This is a genomic window from Clostridium cellulovorans 743B (assembly GCF_000145275.1).
Classification (GTDB): Bacteria; Bacillota; Clostridia; order Clostridiales; family Clostridiaceae; genus Clostridium_K; species Clostridium_K cellulovorans.
This window is the reverse complement of the sequence record NC_014393.1, coordinates 3,257,159-3,277,282: the sequence shown is the minus strand read 5'-3', so window position 1 is coordinate 3,277,282 and position 20,124 is coordinate 3,257,159. Positions and strand designations below refer to the sequence as shown.

At 30.3% G+C, this 20,124-nt stretch carries 19 protein-coding genes and 1 riboswitch; of the genes, 14 read left to right on the top strand and 5 right to left on the bottom strand.

All coding sequences use genetic code 11. The features are described from left to right. A complete protein-coding gene (pdxS, locus tag CLOCEL_RS13425) occupies positions 1–873 on the bottom strand; it encodes a pyridoxal 5'-phosphate synthase lyase subunit PdxS (protein WP_010074507.1) in 873 nt (290 codons plus the stop codon). A 119-nt stretch (positions 874–992) separates the two neighbouring features. Between pdxS and pdxR the strand changes: the two genes are divergently transcribed. The 4 genes from pdxR to CLOCEL_RS13410 all read left to right on the top strand — a co-directional run bounded on the left by pdxR (position 993) and on the right by CLOCEL_RS13410 (position 4,342). Then, positions 993–2,402 (top strand): MocR-like pyridoxine biosynthesis transcription factor PdxR, encoded by a 1,410-nt coding sequence (pdxR, locus tag CLOCEL_RS13420; protein ID WP_010074506.1) that lies wholly within the window; start codon positions 993–995, stop codon positions 2,400–2,402. Between the two features lie 223 nt (positions 2,403–2,625). Next, positions 2,626–3,474, top strand: a complete 849-nt coding sequence (locus tag CLOCEL_RS13415) for a YitT family protein (protein WP_010074505.1) — start codon at positions 2,626–2,628, stop codon at positions 3,472–3,474. Between the two features lie 87 nt (positions 3,475–3,561). Further along, positions 3,562–3,735, top strand: a complete 174-nt coding sequence (locus tag CLOCEL_RS23275) for a hypothetical protein (protein WP_010074504.1) — start codon at positions 3,562–3,564, stop codon at positions 3,733–3,735. A 73-nt stretch (positions 3,736–3,808) separates the two neighbouring features. Next, on the top strand, positions 3,809–4,342 hold the full coding sequence (locus CLOCEL_RS13410; protein ID WP_010074503.1) for a GNAT family N-acetyltransferase: 534 nt from the start codon (positions 3,809–3,811) through the stop codon (positions 4,340–4,342). A gap of 79 nt (positions 4,343–4,421) precedes the next feature. Here CLOCEL_RS13410 and CLOCEL_RS22360 read toward each other — a convergent pair whose 3' ends face one another. Genes CLOCEL_RS22360 through CLOCEL_RS13400 form a run of 3 tightly spaced genes read right to left on the bottom strand, consistent with a single transcriptional unit; the run spans position 4,422 to position 6,647 of the window. After that, complete coding sequence (locus tag CLOCEL_RS22360; RefSeq protein ID WP_010074502.1) at positions 4,422–4,574, bottom strand: FeoB-associated Cys-rich membrane protein; 153 nt, start codon at positions 4,572–4,574, stop codon at positions 4,422–4,424. 43 nt (positions 4,575–4,617) lie between these two features. Continuing rightward, entirely contained in the window at positions 4,618–6,387 is a 1,770-nt protein-coding gene (gene feoB / locus CLOCEL_RS13405; RefSeq protein WP_010074501.1) for a ferrous iron transport protein B, read from the bottom strand. Beyond that, positions 6,387–6,647 carry a FeoA family protein gene (locus tag CLOCEL_RS13400; RefSeq protein ID WP_010074500.1) on the bottom strand — a complete coding sequence of 87 codons (261 nt, stop codon included), beginning with the start codon at positions 6,645–6,647 and terminating at the stop codon, positions 6,387–6,389. The genes feoB and CLOCEL_RS13400 overlap by 1 nt, the downstream gene beginning before the upstream one ends. Before the next feature lie 194 nt (positions 6,648–6,841). On the opposite strand from CLOCEL_RS13400, the gene CLOCEL_RS13395 reads away from it, so the two are divergent. The 4 genes from CLOCEL_RS13395 (at position 6,842) to CLOCEL_RS13380 (ending at position 13,710) form a co-directional block, all read left to right on the top strand. Further along, positions 6,842–8,299: a YheC/YheD family endospore coat-associated protein gene (locus tag CLOCEL_RS13395; protein WP_010074499.1), complete on the top strand. Its 1,458-nt coding sequence runs from the start codon at positions 6,842–6,844 to the stop codon at positions 8,297–8,299. 19 nt (positions 8,300–8,318) lie between these two features. Further along, positions 8,319–9,731 carry a YheC/YheD family protein gene (locus CLOCEL_RS13390; RefSeq protein WP_010074498.1) on the top strand — a complete coding sequence of 471 codons (1,413 nt, stop codon included), beginning with the start codon at positions 8,319–8,321 and terminating at the stop codon, positions 9,729–9,731. A gap of 279 nt (positions 9,732–10,010) precedes the next feature. Then, positions 10,011–12,605, top strand: a complete 2,595-nt coding sequence (locus CLOCEL_RS13385; protein WP_010074497.1) for a YheC/YheD family protein — start codon at positions 10,011–10,013, stop codon at positions 12,603–12,605. A 1-nt stretch (position 12,606) separates the two neighbouring features. Next, positions 12,607–13,710, top strand: a complete 1,104-nt coding sequence (locus tag CLOCEL_RS13380; RefSeq protein ID WP_010074496.1) for a YheC/YheD family endospore coat-associated protein — start codon at positions 12,607–12,609, stop codon at positions 13,708–13,710. Positions 13,711–13,807: 97 nt separating this feature from the next. On the opposite strand, the gene eam is transcribed toward CLOCEL_RS13380, so the two are convergent. Next, on the bottom strand, positions 13,808–15,082 hold the full coding sequence (eam, locus tag CLOCEL_RS13375; RefSeq protein WP_010074495.1) for a glutamate 2,3-aminomutase: 1,275 nt from the start codon (positions 15,080–15,082) through the stop codon (positions 13,808–13,810). Between the two features lie 315 nt (positions 15,083–15,397). Continuing rightward, positions 15,398–15,501, top strand: a riboswitch (SAM riboswitch). 84 nt (positions 15,502–15,585) lie between these two features. Between eam and CLOCEL_RS13370 the strand changes: the two genes are divergently transcribed. The 6 genes from CLOCEL_RS13370 to CLOCEL_RS23270 all read left to right on the top strand — a co-directional run bounded on the left by CLOCEL_RS13370 (position 15,586) and on the right by CLOCEL_RS23270 (position 20,096). After that, positions 15,586–16,542, top strand: a complete 957-nt coding sequence (locus tag CLOCEL_RS13370; protein WP_010074494.1) for a methionine ABC transporter ATP-binding protein — start codon at positions 15,586–15,588, stop codon at positions 16,540–16,542. Between the two features lie 2 nt (positions 16,543–16,544). Then, entirely contained in the window at positions 16,545–17,201 is a 657-nt protein-coding gene (locus tag CLOCEL_RS13365) for a methionine ABC transporter permease (RefSeq protein ID WP_010074493.1), read from the top strand. A 26-nt stretch (positions 17,202–17,227) separates the two neighbouring features. Next, complete coding sequence (locus tag CLOCEL_RS13360) at positions 17,228–18,046, top strand: MetQ/NlpA family ABC transporter substrate-binding protein (RefSeq protein WP_010074492.1); 819 nt, start codon at positions 17,228–17,230, stop codon at positions 18,044–18,046. 171 nt (positions 18,047–18,217) lie between these two features. Next, positions 18,218–18,949 (top strand): ribonuclease H-like domain-containing protein, encoded by a 732-nt coding sequence (locus CLOCEL_RS13355; protein ID WP_013291786.1) that lies wholly within the window; start codon positions 18,218–18,220, stop codon positions 18,947–18,949. Positions 18,950–19,342: 393 nt separating this feature from the next. Next, a complete protein-coding gene (locus CLOCEL_RS13350) occupies positions 19,343–19,813 on the top strand; it encodes a stalk domain-containing protein (protein WP_010074490.1) in 471 nt (156 codons plus the stop codon). Positions 19,814–19,943: 130 nt separating this feature from the next. Further along, on the top strand, positions 19,944–20,096 hold the full coding sequence (locus CLOCEL_RS23270) for a CPC_1213 family protein (RefSeq protein WP_010074489.1): 153 nt from the start codon (positions 19,944–19,946) through the stop codon (positions 20,094–20,096). Positions 20,097–20,124 lie beyond the last annotated feature (28 nt).

Genomic DNA, 20,124 nt, shown 5'->3' with positions numbered 1-20,124 from the left:
TTATTTTCCTCTCTCTGCCATTAAAAGAGCGATTTCATCTTCGTTGATTCCAACCATTGCTTCACCAAGATCTTCAGATAATTCTGCTATCAATTTTGCATCCTTATAGTTTGTAACAGCTTGAACAATAGCTCTTGCTCTTTTACTTGGGTCTCCAGATTTAAATATACCAGAACCTACGAAAACACCTTCAGCGCCAAGTTGCATCATTAAAGCAGCATCAGCTGGTGTAGCTACTCCGCCAGCTGCAAAGTTTACTACTGGAAGTTTTCCGTTATCGTGAACGAATTTTACTAAATCATAAGAAACTTGAAGATCCTTAGCTGTTTGGAATAATTCATCGTCTCTCATGTTTTGTATATTTCTTATATCTTTATTAATCATTCTCATGTGTCTAACTGCTTGTACAATATCGCCAGTGCCTGGTTCGCCTTTTGTTCTGATCATTGAGGCACCTTCTTCAATTCTTCTTAAGGCTTCACCTAAATCTTTAGCACCACATACAAATGGAACAGAGAATGCATTTTTATCTATATGGAACTTATCATCAGCTGGAGATAATACTTCACTTTCATCTATATAGTCGATTTCTATTGCTTCTAAAATTTGTGCTTCTACGAAGTGACCTATTCTAACCTTAGCCATAACAGGAATTGAAACAGCTTCTTGGATGCCTTTTATCATTTTTGGATCGCTCATTCTTGATACGCCACCAACGCTTCTTATATCTGCTGGAATTCTTTCTAATGCCATTACAGCACAAGCACCAGCTTCCTCAGCAATTTTAGCTTGTTCAGGAGTAGTAACATCCATTATAACTCCGCCTTTTAACATTTGAGCTAAGTTTTTATTTAATTCGTATCTTTTATTCATTTCTTCACCTTCCTAGTTTTAGTTATGATATAATTATATGGAACCTCTGAACACATTGAAAGTGTCAAATTAAATTAATTTAAAGGTATCAGATATGGGTAAATAGGAGCGTAGATATTATGAACATAATTACAGTAAATTTGAATCCTCATGAGGGAAAGCCTCTTTATTTGCAATTATATGATTATATAAAAAAAGAAATACAGTCAAAGACTATACCTTATAATACCAAGCTTCCATCAAAGAGAATTCTTTCTGCACATCTTCAAGTAAGTCAAAATACTGTGCAGAATGCTTATGATCAGTTGATTTCAGAAGGGTATATTACACCTAAAGCTAGAAGTGGTTTTTTTGTTGCTAAGTTAGAAGAAATCATTAATTTAGATATAAAAGGTGTTTCTGAGGAACTTGAAAAAACAAAAACTTCGCCATATAAATATGATTTTTCTCATCAGGGAGTGGACATGGAGTTTTTTCCTTTTTCTACGTGGAAGAAGCTCACAAAGGAAGTTATAAATAAAGAAGATTTGGAATTGCTTACTTTAGGGGACTCTAAAGGACATGTAAAGCTTAGAAGTAGTATAGCAGAGTATTTGCATCAATCTAGAGGAGTAAATTGTGATGAAGAGCAGATTATAATAAGTGCAGGCACAGAATTTTTATTTCAGCTTTTAATTCAGCTTTTAGGAAAAGATAATGTTTATGCCTTGGAGAATCCCGGTTATGAAAAATTAAATATGGTATTTAAAACTAACGGGGCAAAATACAGATCTGTTAATGTTGATGAAAGTGGAATGAGTATAAAAGAACTTAGTGAAAGTGGAGCAAATATTCCTTGTGTTGCACCTTCGCATCAATTCCCTTTAGGAATAATTATGCCTATTAATCGAAGAATTCAATTGTTAAATTGGGCAAAAGAAGCAGAAAATCGATATATTATTGAGGATGATTATGATAGTGAATTTAAGTTCAGTGGTAAGCCTATTCCAGCATTGCAGGGAATTGATGATGGTGGAAAGGTTATTTATATGGGGGCCTTTTCAAAGTCTCTTACACCTTCTATAAGAATAAGTTATATGGTACTTCCAAAGCCGTTGATGAAAATTTATAAAAAGAATTTATCCTTTTATGTTTGTCCAGTGCCTACTATTGAGCAAAAAGTTCTACATAACTTTATTCAAGGTGGGTATTTTGAGAGGCACTTAAATAGAATGAGAAATATTTATAAGAAAAAGCGTGAAGTACTTGTTTCTTCTATTACAGAAACCACTGATAAGATTGAAATAATCGGAGCTAATGCAGGTTTACATTTACTCCTCAAGGTAAAAAATGGCATGGCTGAACAAGAACTTATAAGTTCAGCAGAAGATTACGGAATAAAGGTCTATAATTTATCTAGTTATTATATTAATGAAAGCAATAATAAGATAGAGTCAACGGTGTTAATTGGATTTTCAACTTTGACTATTGAGGAAATAAGAGAAGGGGTGAAACTTTTATTAAAAGCTTGGAACTTACGAAACTTATAAAAGAAATGTACTTCTTATAAATAGGTAAAAATTAAAGGGATTTAGAACGTTGAGATTAAATGTTATATTTGGGCAGAATAATAAATATTATAAAAAAGAATAACGAAAATTTTGGTGGTTTTCAGAAAATCTAAGGTTGTGTTACAAGGATTTGAATAACCTGTTATAATTATAGATAAGGATTATCAAGAATACATATTTGTAGTATATCGGAGGGATGGAGATGAAAAAGAAACTTATCAAGCTTTATACAAGGATTATTTTTATAATTATAGGAGCAGCATTAACTTCTGTTGGTCTTGAAATATTTTTAATTCCTAACAGTATTATTGATGGGGGAGTTGTTGGAATTTCCATTATGGCAAGTCATCTAACAAAGCTTCCTTTAGGATTATTTACATTTGTTATTAATATACCTTTTTTTATAATTGGATATAAGCAAATAGGGAAGACTTTTACGCTATCGACTTTGTTTGCGGTAGTATGCTTATCTATAGGTGTAACTTTTCTTCACCCTATTCCAGGTTTAACACAGGACACTCTTTTAGCAACAGTTTTTGGTGGTATAACTGTTGGAGCTGGTGTAGGATTAATCATTAGAAATGGTGGCTCTTTAGATGGAACAGAAATAGTAGCAATAATTTTAGATAAGAGATTAAGCTTTTCTATTGGTGAAATTGTAATGTTTTTTAACTTTTTTATATTATCTAGTGCAGGATTTGTTTTTGGTTGGGATAGAGCTATGTATTCACTTATAGCATATTTTATAGCTTTTAAAGTTATTGATATCATAGTTGAAGGGGTAGATGAGTCCAAGGGTGTAATTATTATTTCTGCAGAGCATAAGGAGATAGCAGACGCTATAATGGCTAGACTTGGTAGAGGAGTAACTAAGCTTGATGGAAAAGGTGGATATAAAGGGATTAAAACAGATGTTTTATATGTAGTTATATCACGTCTAGAAGTTGCTAAGATAAAGGAAATAGTTCACGGTTTTGATGAAAATGCTTTAGTAACTATAGGAAGTGTAGAAGTGTCAGGAAAAAAATATATAAAGAAAGCTATACATTAGAGTTTTTATGCCTTCTATATTGAATATAATCCTAGAAAATGTTACAATAAGCCATTAATTAAAATACTTTTAGGGGAGATTCAGGTTATGGAAATTCAAAAGATGTTTTTATTTATTAGTAGTATTGTTCTTGCATTTTGTGCTTTTATATTAAATGCTAGTCAGGGCAATCAAACAGTTCAAATGGTGTGTTCAGCTTTAATAATATTAAGCTTTGCTGTTATTATAGTTACTTTCTTAAGAATGAAAAAGAAAAAGTAACGTATGAAATGCAGAAAATAATATTGGAAGATATATTCTAATAGATTCTGTAATAAAAGAGGTGGGTGGTAGAATGTATTTTGGAGAAAAAATTAGATTAAGAGCATATGAAAAAGAAGATGCAGAGTTAGCACATAAATATTTTACAACCCCAGAGACTAGGAAAAACATAGATATAGGAATTCCATATCCTATAAGCTTAAGAGAAGAAGAAAAGTGGCTTGAGACCGCGGTAAGAGATGGAGAATGTTATACCTTTGCAATTGAAACCTTAGAAGACTCTAAGTACATAGGTGGTTGTGGAATAAACAATATTGATAGAAAAAATAGTGTTGCTACAGTAGGAATATCTATAGGTGATGAAGAATATAAAGGCAAAGGTTACGGAACTGATGCTATGAAAACTTTAGTTAACTTTATCTTCAATGAAGTAAATGTTAATAAGGTGAAGCTAAATGTATTTTCTTTTAACGAAAGAGCTATAAAAAGTTATGAAAAAGTCGGTTTTAAAAAAGAAGGAGTCCTAAGACAAGAAATCTATAGGTTTGGTAAATACTATGATGTAATTGTCATGGGAATTTTGAAAGAAGAATTTTTAAATAAATAAAAGAAAGGCTGTACTATGATGTGCCAAGCACATCATAGTACAGCCTTTTGTGAGTTTATATAAAATATTTAATTACCGATTATTTGCGTGGATTTTCATTATACTTAGGACAAGTTGATGAGCAAGAACTACATCCACATCCACTTGAACTCGCTTTTTTTGAAAGTGTCTTTTTATAAAGTATATAGGATGCAGCTGCAACTATAACTCCAGTAAATAATAATTCTACCATAAGCAATACCTCCTAATAGGATACTTAAATGTTTTGTAATAAACTAAAAGATAAGTGATCCGATGTTATAAACAATAGCTGCAAATATCCAAGCAACAACAAATTGATAGATAACAGAAATTAGTGCAAACTTACCGCCATATTCTTTTTTCATAGTACCTATAACAGTTACACATGGAGTGTAAAGTAATACAAATACAAGAAATGCATAGGCAGAAACAGAATTGAAAAAGGTATTTAATACTAAATCTAAGTTTCCAAAGATAATTTCTAAAGTACTTACTACTACTTCTTTTGCCATTATACCCGTTAGTAATGCCACAGAACTTTGCCAGTTTCCGAATCCTAATGGTGCAAATATTGGTGCTACAACCTTACCAATTGAAGCAAAAATACTGCTTTCAATATCTTCGCCACCAATATATCCACTGAAATTAAAGTTTGATAAAAACCATACTAGTACTGAAACAGCGAAAATTAATGTTCCAGCTTTCTTTAAGAAGCCTGCACCCTTGTCCCAAGTGTGAAGTAAAAGATTTTTAGGGTCAGGGAATTTGTACTCCGGAAGTTCTAATATAAATGGTTCCTCGTCCTTCTTGAATATGGTACTCTTAAAAATCAGACCCATTATTAAAGCTACAGCTACTCCAAAAATATATAAAGATGAGATTGCTAAAGCTTCTTTGCCCGGAAAGAATATGCCAGCGAATAATACATAGACTGGTAGTCTAGCGTTGCAGGACATAAAAGGAACTATTAAGGCTGCAATTTTTCTGTCTTTTTCACTTTCCAAGGTTCTTGCGGACATTATAGCTGGAACTGAACAACCAAAGCCTAAAATCATTGGAATAAAGGCCTTACCAGATAATCCTATCTTTCTCATAGACCTGTCCATAATTGAGGCTGCTCTAGCCATATAACCACTGTCTTCAAGAATTGATACCATAAAGAATAATACCATGATCAAAGGCATGAAAGTTATAATTGCACCAACACCACCAATGATTCCATCTAGAACAAGAGATTGGAACCACTCAGAGGAAGATGAAAGTAAGTTTCCTACAAATCCTGCAAAGTGCTCGTTAATTGCTACGTCAAACAAATCTTGTAGAGGTGCACCAACCCACGAGAAGGTTGTCTGGAATATTAAGAACAAAAGTCCTATAAAAATAGGATAAGCTAAAAATCTATTAAGAATTATTTTATCTATCTTATCAGTAAGGGATAGTCCAATGTTTTGATCAATTGTAACTAAAGGTGCTAATAATTTTTCAATATAAGTATAGGCTTCTTTTTCTGAATCAAAATGATAGTCATTATCATTAGGCGATTGAAGAAAATTATTATTTTTAATAATTGAAGTTATGATATCTGTATTTTTGTCCTTTGAGGCAACCATAGGTATTACTGTCAAATTAAGCGCTTTTGACAAACCATCAATATCAATTTTCATATGTTTTTTTTCAACTACATCCATCATGTTTAAAACTAGTATAATTGGTATATTAAACTGTTTTAATTGAGTAGTTAAATAAAGATTTCTGTCAAGATTTGAAGCATCAATTATGTTAATTATAACGTCAACCTTATCATTTTCAAGAAAGTTTTTAGAGACTTTTTCCTCATTTGAAAAGGTATCTAAAGCATAGATTCCGGGTAAATCAACAATTTTTATGTCTTTATCTAAAAAACCCTCTTTTCTTTCAACTGTTACACCGGCCCAGTTCCCTACATATTGTTTTGAGCCAGTTAAGTGATTAAAAAGAGTTGTTTTTCCAACGTTGGGGTTACCAACTAGTGCAGCTATTTTCATTAGTAAGCCTCCTTCAGTTTTGCAGCAGCCATGGCAGTTATGTCTTTAATAAAAATATTTTTCGCGTCGCTTTTTCTTAAGGCTAAGTTAAAACCTCTTATGTTAAAAATTAATGGATCGCCAAAGGGTGCTTTGTTTTTTAGTTCGATTTCTGTACCTTCAAGGGCCCCAAGTGCTAGAAGTCTTTTGGCAAGTTTTTCATTCCCAAGTATCTTATCGATTTTTGCTGTTTGACCTATTTTTAAATCTGCTAAACTCATCAACCATCACCTCGTTAATTATAAAAATTTATATTATGTAAAATTAATGATATTCAATTTCAAAAGCAATTGATAACTATTATCAATTAAATAATATCACTTTATATTAGGCATGTCAATGTTTTAATAAGTCTTTATCACAGATAAATTATATAGAATATAATATAGTATCTAATTTTCAGGTGGTGCTAACTTTGAAAATCCATATTAAGGAAGATGAAAAGAAATTTTCATCAGAAATTTGTTTATTATCAAAGGATATTTATGATGATCTAAAACTTACCAAAGGTCAGTTATATACTATTCATTTTGGCCAATTGAGTGAAAAGGTATATATTAATCCGCAAGAATCCACCGAAGAAAATATATATGTACCTATGGAAGTATTTAAAAATTTGTTATTGGATGAGAATCTAAATCTAAATATTTGGAAAGAAAATGATGATATTTATTTAGGACCAGTAGTAGGGATATTTGTTAGTATAGATCACTTTTGGAGTGTGAAAGGAAAAGAACGTCCTTCTAGTGCTATACAATATATTAAAGCAAGCAGCAAGGAAGGGTGTTTTTGTTATTATTTTTCTTTGAAAGACATTGACTGGGTACAAAATAAAATTAAAGGATATTCTTATATAGTATCCTCTAAGAAATGGGGCAATCGATGGTTCCCTATTCCCGATGTTATATATGACCGTCATGGAAATTTTCCAAACAAAGATAGGAAGGCTATGCTGAATGAAATAAGGACAAAACTTAGGAATTATAAAAATATAAAGTTTATAAATAGCCGTAATTCTCTAGGGGGAAAGTGGGAGGAATGTAGACGACTTTCAAAATACCGTGAAATTAAAGATATGATTCCCGAAACTATTGTTTATAAAGAGTTTAATGACGTGGTTCATATGTTAAATAGACATAAATTTATTTTTTTGAAATCAATTTTTGGTTCTTTAGGTACAAGTGTATTATCAATAAAGCAAGAACCAGAAGGCTATAGGATAAACTTTAATGATAGTGGTCTAAAGGAAATAGTGGTTAAAGACATCTTAGAAGTTGAAAAAATCATCAGCGACTTTAAAGGTGGCAGAAAGTTTATAATACAACAGGGAATTAAGCTTTTGAAATATAATGGACGTCATTTTGATTTACGAATGCAAATGCAGAAAGATGATAGTGGATTATGGAAAGCTATCATACATTATGTGAGAGTTGCAAAAGGTAATTTTACTATCACAAACTATGCTTTAGGTGGTGAAGCGGCACTTTATCAGCACATATATCCATCTTTAAATAATGAAGAGGGTAAAGAAACTATTCCAGACAAGGATAAACTTTCAGATGCTGCAATGAAAATAGCTAATTGTATTGATAGAGAATTTGGTCCACAAGGGGAATTAGGAATTGATTTGGGAATTGATATGCATGGTAAAATGTGGTTTATAGAGGTCAACGAAAAACCATCTAAGGATTGGAATTCATCGCTTGTGGATATTTTTCAAAAGAATTGGATTGAAACACTGTTTGAGGAAAATAAAATATCAGGTGATTATCTTAAGATAGATATAGATAGCATCGATGGTATACTTCCCCAAGCTCATTGTATATTTAAATATGCTAAATTTTTAGCTATTAGTATGCCACAAATATCCTAGCATATATTGAGGTGAAAATATGGAAGTCATTATAAAAAAAATATCTTTAAGTGCAAGCTCTAATATCTGTATACTTCCTAAAAATGTTTTTAAAGATTTAAAGCTTTCTACAGAAATACCTTATACAATTCATTTTGGATTTTCAACTACAACAGCTTTAGTGGGGTTTTTAGATAGTGAAAATAGAGGAATATATTTTACTGATGGTATATTTGAACAATTAAACCTTCTACAAGATACGACAGTTAACATATGGAAAACTGACAAAGATATTTTTATAGGTCCTATTGTAGGGTTATTGGCTGGATGTAATTTTATGACTCACGCAGTGGCGATGAAAGAATCAACTTATTTATATACGAAAAACCATATAGAAGCTGGGTTAGCTGAAAATTGTCTCAATTATTTTTTCTGTATTGATGATGTTGATTTCCTAGGAAATAGAATAAAAGGTTTTACATTTATCCCAGAGTTAAATAAATATGATTATTGTTGGTTTCCTCTTCCAGACGTAGTTTATGCTAAAAATATATCTTTTACTAATAAGATAAAAGAATTGATAAAAAGTTTTAAGAAGAATTATAACATTCAATTAATAAATAATTGTAATATGCTTGGAAAATGGGAACTATGTGAAGTGCTCTATAGATATCCGGAAGCTAGGAAATATGTTCCTGAAACAATTGTATATAGGAATTTTGATGATGCACTTTCTATGTTAAATAAACATGGATTTATATTTATAAAAGCTTTTTATGGACAAAAAGGAAAAGAAGTTTTGTCAATAGAAAAGATTAATGACAAATATAAGCTTAATTATTACAACGATAATGCGAAAGAAAATATTTTAGACAATATAGAGGAACTTAAAATATTCGTTACTAAATACGTAGGAAAATCTAAATTTATTGTGCAGCAAGGTATAAGATTGTTGAAATATAAAAATCGTACTATAGATTTACGAATGCTTATGATGAAAGATCAATATGGAAAGTGGGAATCAATATATAAAGTTGTTAGAATGGCAAAAGAAAATTTTAATATTACTACGGCTATAGGCAAAAGAATTACTGTATATGAAAAGATATACGATTATTTGCAAGAAGTATATTCATCTGTAGAAATACCTAGAATAGAGAATCTTGATCAGATAGTTTCAATGTTGGCAAGATATACGGAAAAAGGTTTTGGAAACATGGGAGAAATGGGGATTGATATAGGCATTGATATTGATGGTCAAATATGGATTATTGAAGCTAATTCAGACCCAGTTAAAAATCTCAGTTCAGATGTAGTGGATATAGATGGTGAAAAGCTTGTTGATTTAATTTTGAAATATTATAAAGGTGATATTAAAGATAATAAAATACTACCTCAATTATCAGGTGTATTTAAATATGCTAAGTTCCTTACGAAAGCAAGAGAAAAGTGAGTTGCACAAGAAATTTAAAAAAGGTTAATAAATTTTAGGGGACATTCAAAGTCCCTTTTTATTTTTTGTATTACTAATTATTGATTTAATATAGAGTAAAAGCTTTTAGGTATAAGCTTTTAGAGTTATATGCAAATAGGTTTTCAGTGTTATACATAGATAATCTTTTAGGAGTAGTGTAATTACTATCACCACCACCAAACAGTAGAATATGATATTAATAGGGTACTACAATAGCAGAAAATGTACTAGCAGATATTGAGATATTGAGGTGAAAACATGGAAGTTATTATAAATAAAGTTCATATAAATAATGATATTTATATGGGTCCTGTTATTGGAATATTTACCGGGAGGAACTATATAAATAAGATAATGAATATGGAAAAAGAGTCCTTTTATTATGCAAAAGGACATATAGAAGCTGCTTTAGAAGAAAAGTGCCTTAGTTATTTTTTTTGTACAGATGATATTGATTATGCGGAAGAAAGGATTAAAGGATGTACATTTAATCCTGAACTAAATAGATGTGATTATGCTTGGTTCCCTTTCCCAGAAGTAATATATGTTAAAAAACTTTCGTACAGTAAACAGATAAATGAACATATACAAAGGTTTAAAGAACAGTACAACATACAACTAATAAATGATTGTACAGGGATTAAAAACTTCACACTATATAAAAAACTTAGCAATTATACTGAAATACAAAAATATCTTCCTGAAACAATTGTATATAAGAATTTTGATGATGTGCTTCTTATGTTAAATAAATATGGATTTATATTTATAAAATCTGCTTATAGTAAAAAGGAAAAAGTAATTTTCTCTATAGAGAAGATTAATAACAAATATAAGCTTAACTATTTTGGAGACTCTACCCAAAATATAATTTTAAATAATTTAAGGGAGTTTGAAAATTTTATAACTGAGTATTTATCAAAAAGTAAATTTATTGTGCAGCAGGGGATAAAACTATTAAAATATAAAGATTATACTATAAGTCTGCATCTACTTATGATGAAAAATATATGTGGTAAATGGGAAGCCATATATAGAGTAGTTAAAATGATAAAAGAAGATTTCAATATTACAGATGATGTTGGAAAAAAAATCTCTACTTACGAAAAGATATACTATCAGTTACAAAAAAAATATCAGTCTATAATAATCCCAAGAACAGAAAAAATTAATGACTTATCAGCTATGTTAGCAAGTTATACAGAAATGAGTTTTGGTACTATGGGAGAAATGAACATTGATATAGGAATCGATATAAATGGTCGAATATGGATTATTAAAGCTAATTGTGACCAAGTTGATAATCTTACTCCAGATATCGTTGACATAGATGGTGTCTCTCTTATAAATTTAGTCTTCAAAAATCTCCAAGATGATAAAAGTAATAATAAAATAAAACCTCAAGTATTAGGAATTTATAAATATTCTAAGTTTCTAACTAGAAACAATCATTGCCAAAATGATAATAGCGTTATTAAAGTTATTTATAAAAAATCTGAAAATGATATTTGTTACTTAACTGAAGCTCAAAACCAAGAGTATTGTAATGGTGATAAGAATAAAGATATTACTATTAAATTTGGTTCTATAAGTCTTAAGGTTAAAAAGGTAATTGAAAATAGAGTAGAATTTGATTCAAATATTTTATATTTATCTGAGAACTTAAAATCGCAAATTTTTATCCCAGATAATTCTTTTATACAGGTATTAAATTTAAATAATAATCAGTTGGAATTTGGTCCCTTAGTTGGAACTTATATAAATTCTAAGAAGATTGCAGCATTGAGTGAAGGAAAAACAGATCATGTTTATGAAGAAATCGCTATATCTATCAAGAAGTTAAATGGAGTATGTTGTCTTTTTTCTATAGGAGATATTGATTGGGAAAAGAAACTGGTAAAAGGAATGATAAGAGAAAAGTCAAAGTGGATTCCACGGATTCTTCCATTGCCTATGGTTATATATGACAGGTGTTTTGGTATTATCGGTCGTAGATTTGGTATGGAATTTAGAAAAAAACTAGGCAAAGATTATAAAGTTATTAATTCTATACCTAAACTTGCAAAGTGGGAAACTATATGTGCCTTAGAGAAAAATCCTAGATTAATAGCCGCAATTCCTAAAACAATTCTTTATAAATCTTATGAAGATATAGAAAAAGCATTAAGGACAAGTCCTCGTGTTTACTTAAAACCAGATGCACTTTATAAGGGAAAGGGCATTTTTCGTGTTAGCAAAGAACCCAATGGAATCTATAAGGTAGAACACAGAACAGATACTGAAAATGAAGTTGCTTTTTTATCAAATCTACAGGATATAGATAATATGATTAATCATTATTCTGTTCTAGGTGGAGGATATTTAATCCAGCAAGAAATTAAAAAAGCGTCTTATAGGGGATATCCTTTTGATTTCAGACTTCTGTATCAAAAAGATTGGCAGGGGATTTGGCAGCCTACTGGTATAGCTATTCGAATGGGGGCACCTGGAAGTATAATAACCAGTCCTAGAAGTGGTGGAGCAGTGGCGGAAATTGGTCAGGTGCTGAAAGAAGAATTTAATGAGGATATTACTACAAAAAATGGTCTATATGAAAAGATTGTGACTATAGGTAGGGAGGCTGCTGAAACTATAGATGCGGAATTTGGTGATTGTGTTGAATTAGGTCTTGATATGACTATTGATATAGATAGACAGGTATGGATTATTGAGATAAATGGTAAGCCACTAAAAGTAAGTTTAAAATGGCTAAAGGATAATGCTTTAATGTCCCGTTGTTATACACGTCCTATAGAATACGCTGTATTTCTAACAGGTTTTCAATCTGCTAGTACAGATGTTTGGGAGGCTTAAGATGATTTTAGGTATTTATTTTAATAATTATAACTTTAATCGCTTATCAAAAGGAATATTATCTTGGAAAATGAACTTTCTTGCAGAAGCTGCTTTTAGAGAAGCAGTTCAATTGTTAGTTTTTTCTCCATTAAGCTTAGATTGGCACTCTCAGAATATTAGGGGTTTAACCTTTAATAAAGAAAACAAAAGTTGGGAAAAAATCATATGTACATTTCCAAATGTAATTTATGATCGTGCTACTTTTTTAACTAATGAAAAAGAGGTCGGAAAATTTGTAAGGCAACGACTAAAGGAGGAATATAGGATTCCGTTTATTAATAGCAAAGCTTATTTTAATAAATTGGAGACACATCAGGTTTTGTCGAAGAACTTAGAGGTTACAAATCATTTACCAGAAACCTCAAGATACCAGCATCCTTTTCAGATAGTAGATTTTATTCATAAGTATGGTTCTGTATATATAAAGGCTTCTGGAGGAAGTAGAGGTAGAAATATATATAAGGTACAAGAATTTAGTCATAACTTATATATATTAAGTTATCAGATAAAGGGAAAAAAATTTTCAGATAATCTTAGTGTACAAGAAATTCATAGCTTTCTTGAGGCGAATAAATTTATTGGAAAAAATATTATAATCCAGCAAGGTATAGATATTGCTCAATTAAATGATTGCCCATTTGATATAAGAGTACTTGCTCAAAAAAAAGATATTGATACCTGGGAGGTTGTAGATAAATCTTTACGTATTGCAGCACAAGGAAGTGTAGTAACGAATATAAGTAGTGGGGGAAAAGTAGGGAAGTTTACCGAGGTAATTCCTAGCCTTTTTTCTAACTCACATTTAATAACTAATGATGTAGATAAACTGGTGATTGCTGTATGTAGACAGCTAGAACAAAAGTATGGTAGCTTAGGGGAATTAGGTATAGATATTGCAATAGATAAAGCTGGTAATGTGTGGCTGATAGAGGTAAACGGAAAACCTGCTAAGGTTTGTGTTTATCACTCAGGAGATTTAGCGTTAATAGAAAAAGCTTGTACGAATATAATTAGATATTCCAAAGAATTATTTAAGCTTAGAAAGCTGGCAAAAGACTCATAATCTCATGGATTGCAATATAAAAAATATATAAGTTTTAGAATATATAAAAACAATCAACCTCTTAGTTTTATCAAGACTTAGAGGTTGATTATTTTTTTTATTTATTATCTTTGTACAATTTATCTTCTAATGATTGAGTTGGATAGTTAGGATAATCAAAAATCTTTCCTTCCCAGGTTCTTATTTTCACGTTGTTTTTACCCCGTGAAATGATATATTGAGGCAAAATTGGAGTTTTCCCATTTCCATTTGGCGCATTTATAATGTAAGTTGGTATAGCCATACCAGAAGTATAACCTCTTAAATATTCCATTATTTCAATACCATCATCTATAGAAGTGTTAAAATGTGTGGTACCCATAATTTTTTTTCCATGAAATATATAGTAAGGCTTGATTCTACATTTTAAAAGTTCCTGATTTAGAAGTCTCATTACATATTTATCATTATTTATTCCGTTCAAAAGTACAGTTTGATTGCCTAGCGGTATACCTATATTAGCCAGCTTGTCGCAAGCTTCCTTTGCTTCTCTAGTTATTTCAAGAGGATGATTGAACTGAGTATTAATATATAATGGAGAATATTTCTTTAAGATGCTTAATAAATTGGCAGTGATCCTTTGTGGCAATGTGGCAAGTACTCTAGTTCCAATTCTCACATATTCTAATGTTTTTATTTTAAATAATTCACCAAGAAGCCAATCAATCATCCCATCAGATAACAATAAGGGTTCGCCACCAGTTATGAGAACATCTCTAATTTCACGATTGTTTCTTATATATTCAATAGATTCTTCTAAATCTGATATACTTTGATGTTTATCGACAATTCCAATATTTCTTCGTCGTTGGCAATGTCTACAAAAGGAGGCGCACATGTTAGTAACATTTATTATAAGACGGTCAGGATATCTTCGTGTTATAGTGCCAGCAGGACTAGTATATTCTTCTCCCATAGGGTCTAAGGTACCTTCATCGTTTAACTCAAATAGTGTAGGTACACATTGCAACTTTACTGGGTTTGAATTGCTTTCATCAATTAAAGATGCATAATATGGAGAGATACCCCATCTATATTTTTGTTCTACTTTTTTTATATGTTCTGCTTCCTCTTCACTTAATTTTATTATTTTCGATAGTATTTTTATATCACTTATCCTATTACTTATTTGCCAATGCCAATTATTCCAATCATCTTCTGTAGCGTTGAGTATATCTAGAATCTTTTCTCTTTTCTCTGTAATAAGTTTTTCTTGAATAGTTGATAAACCTCTTGGAATCTTTTCTTTAGCTATCATGTAATCTTCTATTTTACCTTTCAATTCTTTAGATCGTTGAATAGCAATTTCTCTCTTATCCACCTCATCACTCATTTTTATTACCTCCTGGCAAACTTAATTAAAAGGTGTAAGAACTTTAGAAAATATTCATGTTACTATTCATAGTATGCTTATTTTAGAAAAATGGAACTGAAGAGTACAAAAATTGCAATAAGCTTAAAATATATAATTATAAAGTTTTCTTATTGGAATTGGAGGAATAAAAAATATGAAGTTTATATTATTTTTTATTATACATGGATATTTTAGCAATAACATTAGAGAATTTTTATCATTTTTAAAAAACTTATAAAAATTTGTTGACACACTTTTGACCATTTGATAACATATAGAAAAGTTAATAACATTCACTTATCAAGAGTGGCGGAGGGACTGGCCCAAAGATGCCCGGCAACCAATACATTGTGTATAAGGTGCCAAATCCAGCAGCTGAAGAAGCTGAGAGATGAGGATTCAATGCATTTTACACCCGAGAATCCTCGGGTGTTTATTTTTTCTATCGATAGTAAAAAATACATCAGTTAGGGGGAGGACACTTGATAAAAATTAAAAATCTAGAAAAGCGCTTTTCTAATGAACCTATACTAAAATCTATAGATCTTGAGATAAAAAAAGGTGAAATATTTGGATTAGTTGGGCATAGTGGTGCTGGTAAATCAACACTTTTAAGATGTCTGAATGGATTAGAAACCTATGACAAAGGAAGTATCGAAGTTATGGGGAAAGAAGTTAAAAGTTTAAAAAGTGGACAACTAAGATTATTTAGAAAAGACTTAGGTATGATCTTTCAACACTTTAGTCTTTTAGAAAGAAAAAACGTATATGAGAATATAGCACTTCCTTTAGAGGTTTGGGGCTATGATAAAAAAGAAACTAAAAAAAGAGTGGAAAAGCTTTTAAAGATAGTTCACTTAGAGGATAAAATTTATGCTAAACCAAGAGAATTAAGTGGTGGACAAAAACAAAGGGTAGCAATTGCAAGAGCTTTAGCATTAGAGCCTAAAATCTTATTATCTGATGAGGCCACTTCCGCATTAGACCCAAACACTACAAAATCTATTCTTTCATTGTTAAGAGAGATTAATGAAAATTTAGGGATTACTATAGTTATCGTAACTCATCAAATGGAGGTAGTTAGAGAGGTTTGTCATAGAGTAGCTGTTTTAGATAAAGGTGCAGTAGTTGTTTCTGGTGATGTAGAGGATATTTTCTTAAAGCAACCTAAAGCTTTGAAAAAGCTTATTTCAGAGGAAGAGCTTATTCCTGATACCGGGAAAAATATAAAAATATATTTCCCTAAGGAAAATTCAGAGACAACTTTGATTACTTCAATGGCAAGAGAACTTGACATAGATTTTTCAATTGTATGGGGAAGACTTGAAAGATTTAGAGATGATGTTTTAGGAAGTCTTGTTATCAATATAAAAGACGTTGAGTTTGAAAGAGTTTCTAAATATTTAGATAGTAAAAACATTGGCTGGGAGGTTGTTTAAAGATGAACAATTTTATCAAAGCATGGGATACGTATCTCCTAGAAGGAATAATTGATACTATATATATGGTTGGATGGTCTACTGTTTTTGCTGTATTAATAGGATTTATTTTAGCTATTATTTTAGTTATAACTGATAAAGAGGGGTTAAGACCAAATAAAATAATATATAGACTTTTGGATATTACTATTAATGTATTTAGATCTTTTCCTTTTATCATATTGATTGTTGCTGTTATTCCAGTTACAAGATTTATAGTAGGAAAGGCAATAGGTAATACTGCGGCTATTGTTCCACTTACCATTGGAGCTGCTCCATTTGTAGCAAGAATAATTGAAAGTTCTTTAAAAGAAGTGGATAAGGGGATAATTGAAGCTGCAAAATCTTTTGGCGCAAGCAATTTTCAAATAATTTTTAGAGTCATGATAAAGGAAGCAGTTCCATCTATTGTTAGAGGAATCACTCTTTCTATAATTTCACTTATTGGTTATGCTGCAATGGCAGGAGCAATAGGCGCAAAAGGTCTTGGGTATGTAGCTATTCAAATAGGTTATTCTAGATTTGATAATGCATTAATTTTTTATACAGTCGTAATATTGATTTTATTAGTACAAGGTATTCAGATAATTGGAGATTTACTTTATAAGAAATTGAAATAGTGATTTGATATTAGGAGGAATTGATTATGAAAAAATGGAAAACTTTATTAACAGCAGGATTATTAGCAGTATCACTTACAGCTTGTGGTACAGGAACTTCAAAGGGAGAAAAAGCTACTGAAAATAAAAATGATAAAACTATAACTGTAGGAGCGTCAGCTAATCCACATGCACTAATTTTAGAAAAGGTTAAACCTATATTGGAAAAAGAAGGATATACTTTAGAGATTCAAATATTTGATGACTATGTGCTTCCAAATACAGCTTTAGATGGTGGAGAATTAGATGCTAACTTCTTTCAACACGAACCGTATTTAAATGACTTTAATAAGAAAAAAGGTACAGATTTAGTAGCAGTTCAAAAGGTCCACATTGAACCATTAGGAATATATTCGAAAAATCTAAAAGATCTAAAAGATCTAAAAGAAGGTGTGGAGATTACAATTCCATTAGATTCTTCTAATGGTTCTAGGGCTTTAAAACTTCTAGCTAAAGCTGGGTTATTTGAAGTTCCAGATAAAGAGACTGTATCAGTTGCGGACATAACAAAGAATACAAAGAATTTCAAGATAAGTGAAGTAGAAGCTAAGCAACTTTCAAAAACTCTTCCTGACGTTGCTTTATCAGTTATTAATTCGAACTATGCACTAGAAGCAGGCTTAAACCCAGTTAAGGATTCTTTATTTATAGAAAATTCTGATTCACCATATGCTAATATTATAGTAGTTAAAAAAGGTCATGAAAATGATGAAAAAATTAAAGCTCTTAACAAAGCAATTACTTCAGAAGAAATAAAGAAATATATTAATGATGAATTTAAAGGGGCTGTTGTGCCAGCTTTCTAAGTAGAGTGTATTTATAAGAAGAGGGTGTCTCAAATGGTGAGATGCCTTCTTCTTTTAAAATCGAATAATTGACTTTGAATGCTGTAACAGCTGTGATAATTATGCATATACTGAATTGTGTGATATAATATCTTGTGCTACTACAAAAAGGAAGTAGAAAAGAGTGATATTTTGATTATTAGAGAAAATAGAATAAAACTTGATAATGTAGATGCTAAATATGCTTTAAATTATGAAGGAAATAATAAAATTTTTAGAGATGCGTTATATTTTGATTTAGAACATTGCGTATATAAAGTTCCAATATGCGTTGGAGTATTTGGTTGTTGCTACTACGATGAAAAGAATAATGATGTTGTAATTACTCAATACATGATAGAAGGCAAGAGTGATGTTAAAGAGATATTAGTGATGGCAAAAGAGTATTTCTTAAAAATGTATAATAAATATAATAAACGCTATATTGTAACATTCTCCGGAAATAACGATTTTAGTGTTATCAATGCACTGTTATTAAAATATAAAGTTAATATAAATATTAGAGAATTGTTTAAGGAAGTAGACCTTCAAATAGAGTTTAAAAAGGCTACAGATACATGCATAGGACTTAAAAATTTAGAGAATCTTTTTGGAATTCATAGAGAAGGTGAGGTTATAAGTGGTACTAACCTTGCTAAGACTTTTAGTAAGATAGTAAAAGATCCTTTCTATTATTCTAGAATGCCGGCTGAAAAGAAGGAGAAAATTTTAATATATAATGAACAAGATGTAGCAAACTTAGTAAAGATAAATTTACTTTGGAATAAAATTATGCCAAACTGTATTCAAAAGATTAAAGCAGAAAAACTTGATATGGAACAAAAAAGAAAGAATGAAGAAAAATCTAAGGCAAATTCAGAATGAAAATCCTACTTAACTGATTAAGTAGGATTTTTTTGACAAAAATATTAACTTCAAAATAGTAGATCTTGCAAGGGTGATATACAGTTTTATAGAAAATTGATTGAAATTTAAGAATTATCAATAAACTAATATAGATAAAAAATATTTACTATTGCATCTGTCAATAGAATTTTTTTTAACAAAATGTGAAAAAACGCCAATATATAACGTTTACATTTGACAAATTCATTATGGGGTGCTATTATAATAATATAAATAAAAACTTTAAAAGTGGTTTTAAAATGCCTTTTAAGACGAAAATGAAATTTCATAATAGTGTTTTAATAATAATATAAACTTTTGATTTAATTTTAAAAAGGAGTAATTATTACTATAAAACATGGGGTGATTATAATGAATCTATTAGTAGGATTAATAGTATTGTCACTTGTCTATTTTGTTTTTTCAATGCATGTTCATTTTGTAGAAACTTTAAGAATACAGAAATACGGAAGAGGGGTATTTACAATCAGCTCCAATAAATATCGTAAGAGTTTAAAAGGCAAAAAGGAGTTTACAATGATTGCTTCTCCGGTTAAGAGTGGAGAATCTATATATCTTCCATTAAAAACTGTGGCCAAGCTCGTGGGAGCCCGTGTTACTTCTAAAGATGATGTTAACAAGCTAAAGATAAGATATTATGGTAAAATCATCTATGTAACAAATGAAAATACTGTTGCTGTGCGAGATACAGCATATAGAGATATGAAAAGTATAAAGGATGCAAAAGTAAGCAATGATGAAGTGTTGCTTCCAATTGAAACATTGAGAAGAATGTTTGGAGTTAAAATAGATATAGAAAATAATAATATAATTTTACGTTAGCACAAGATATTCTTGTGTAATTTTTTTTATTATACATATATTTATTTTCTTTGGTTAATATAAATCTGATATAAAAAACATATATGCTTTTATAGATAAAGAATACAAGCATAAAAAGGAGATTGTTGATATGCCGAAGATGAATAAAGCGAAAGAAAAAAAGCAAGAAAGTAAGAATTTTAAGAAAAAACATATAAATCACGATCCTAATGCAGAAAGTGCTCGTGCGGCTTTTGGAGAACCAAAGGCCCATGATGCAGATAGATTAGATTTTAAATTATAAAAATAAATGGTTATAAAGTCCTTCCTCT

Excerpts from the sequence above, each read along its gene's own strand:
- pdxS (WP_010074507.1), bottom strand. The coding sequence starts at position 873 with ATGAATAAAAGATACGAATTAAATAAAAACTTAGCTCAAATGTTAAAA.
- pdxR (WP_010074506.1), top strand. The coding sequence starts at position 993 with ATGAACATAATTACAGTAAATTTGAATCCTCATGAGGGAAAGCCTCTT.
- CLOCEL_RS13415 (WP_010074505.1), top strand. The coding sequence starts at position 2,626 with ATGAAAAAGAAACTTATCAAGCTTTATACAAGGATTATTTTTATAATT.
- CLOCEL_RS23275 (WP_010074504.1), top strand. The coding sequence starts at position 3,562 with ATGGAAATTCAAAAGATGTTTTTATTTATTAGTAGTATTGTTCTTGCA.
- CLOCEL_RS13410 (WP_010074503.1), top strand. The coding sequence starts at position 3,809 with ATGTATTTTGGAGAAAAAATTAGATTAAGAGCATATGAAAAAGAAGAT.
- CLOCEL_RS22360 (WP_010074502.1), bottom strand. The coding sequence starts at position 4,574 with ATGGTAGAATTATTATTTACTGGAGTTATAGTTGCAGCTGCATCCTAT.
- feoB (WP_010074501.1), bottom strand. The coding sequence starts at position 6,387 with ATGAAAATAGCTGCACTAGTTGGTAACCCCAACGTTGGAAAAACAACT.
- CLOCEL_RS13400 (WP_010074500.1), bottom strand. The coding sequence starts at position 6,647 with ATGAGTTTAGCAGATTTAAAAATAGGTCAAACAGCAAAAATCGATAAG.
- CLOCEL_RS13390 (WP_010074498.1), top strand. The coding sequence starts at position 8,319 with ATGGAAGTCATTATAAAAAAAATATCTTTAAGTGCAAGCTCTAATATC.
- CLOCEL_RS13385 (WP_010074497.1), top strand. The coding sequence starts at position 10,011 with ATGGAAGTTATTATAAATAAAGTTCATATAAATAATGATATTTATATG.
- CLOCEL_RS13380 (WP_010074496.1), top strand. The coding sequence starts at position 12,607 with ATGATTTTAGGTATTTATTTTAATAATTATAACTTTAATCGCTTATCA.
- eam (WP_010074495.1), bottom strand. The coding sequence starts at position 15,082 with ATGAGTGATGAGGTGGATAAGAGAGAAATTGCTATTCAACGATCTAAA.
- CLOCEL_RS13365 (WP_010074493.1), top strand. The coding sequence starts at position 16,545 with ATGAACAATTTTATCAAAGCATGGGATACGTATCTCCTAGAAGGAATA.
- CLOCEL_RS13360 (WP_010074492.1), top strand. The coding sequence starts at position 17,228 with ATGAAAAAATGGAAAACTTTATTAACAGCAGGATTATTAGCAGTATCA.
- CLOCEL_RS13350 (WP_010074490.1), top strand. The coding sequence starts at position 19,343 with ATGAATCTATTAGTAGGATTAATAGTATTGTCACTTGTCTATTTTGTT.
- CLOCEL_RS23270 (WP_010074489.1), top strand. The coding sequence starts at position 19,944 with ATGCCGAAGATGAATAAAGCGAAAGAAAAAAAGCAAGAAAGTAAGAAT.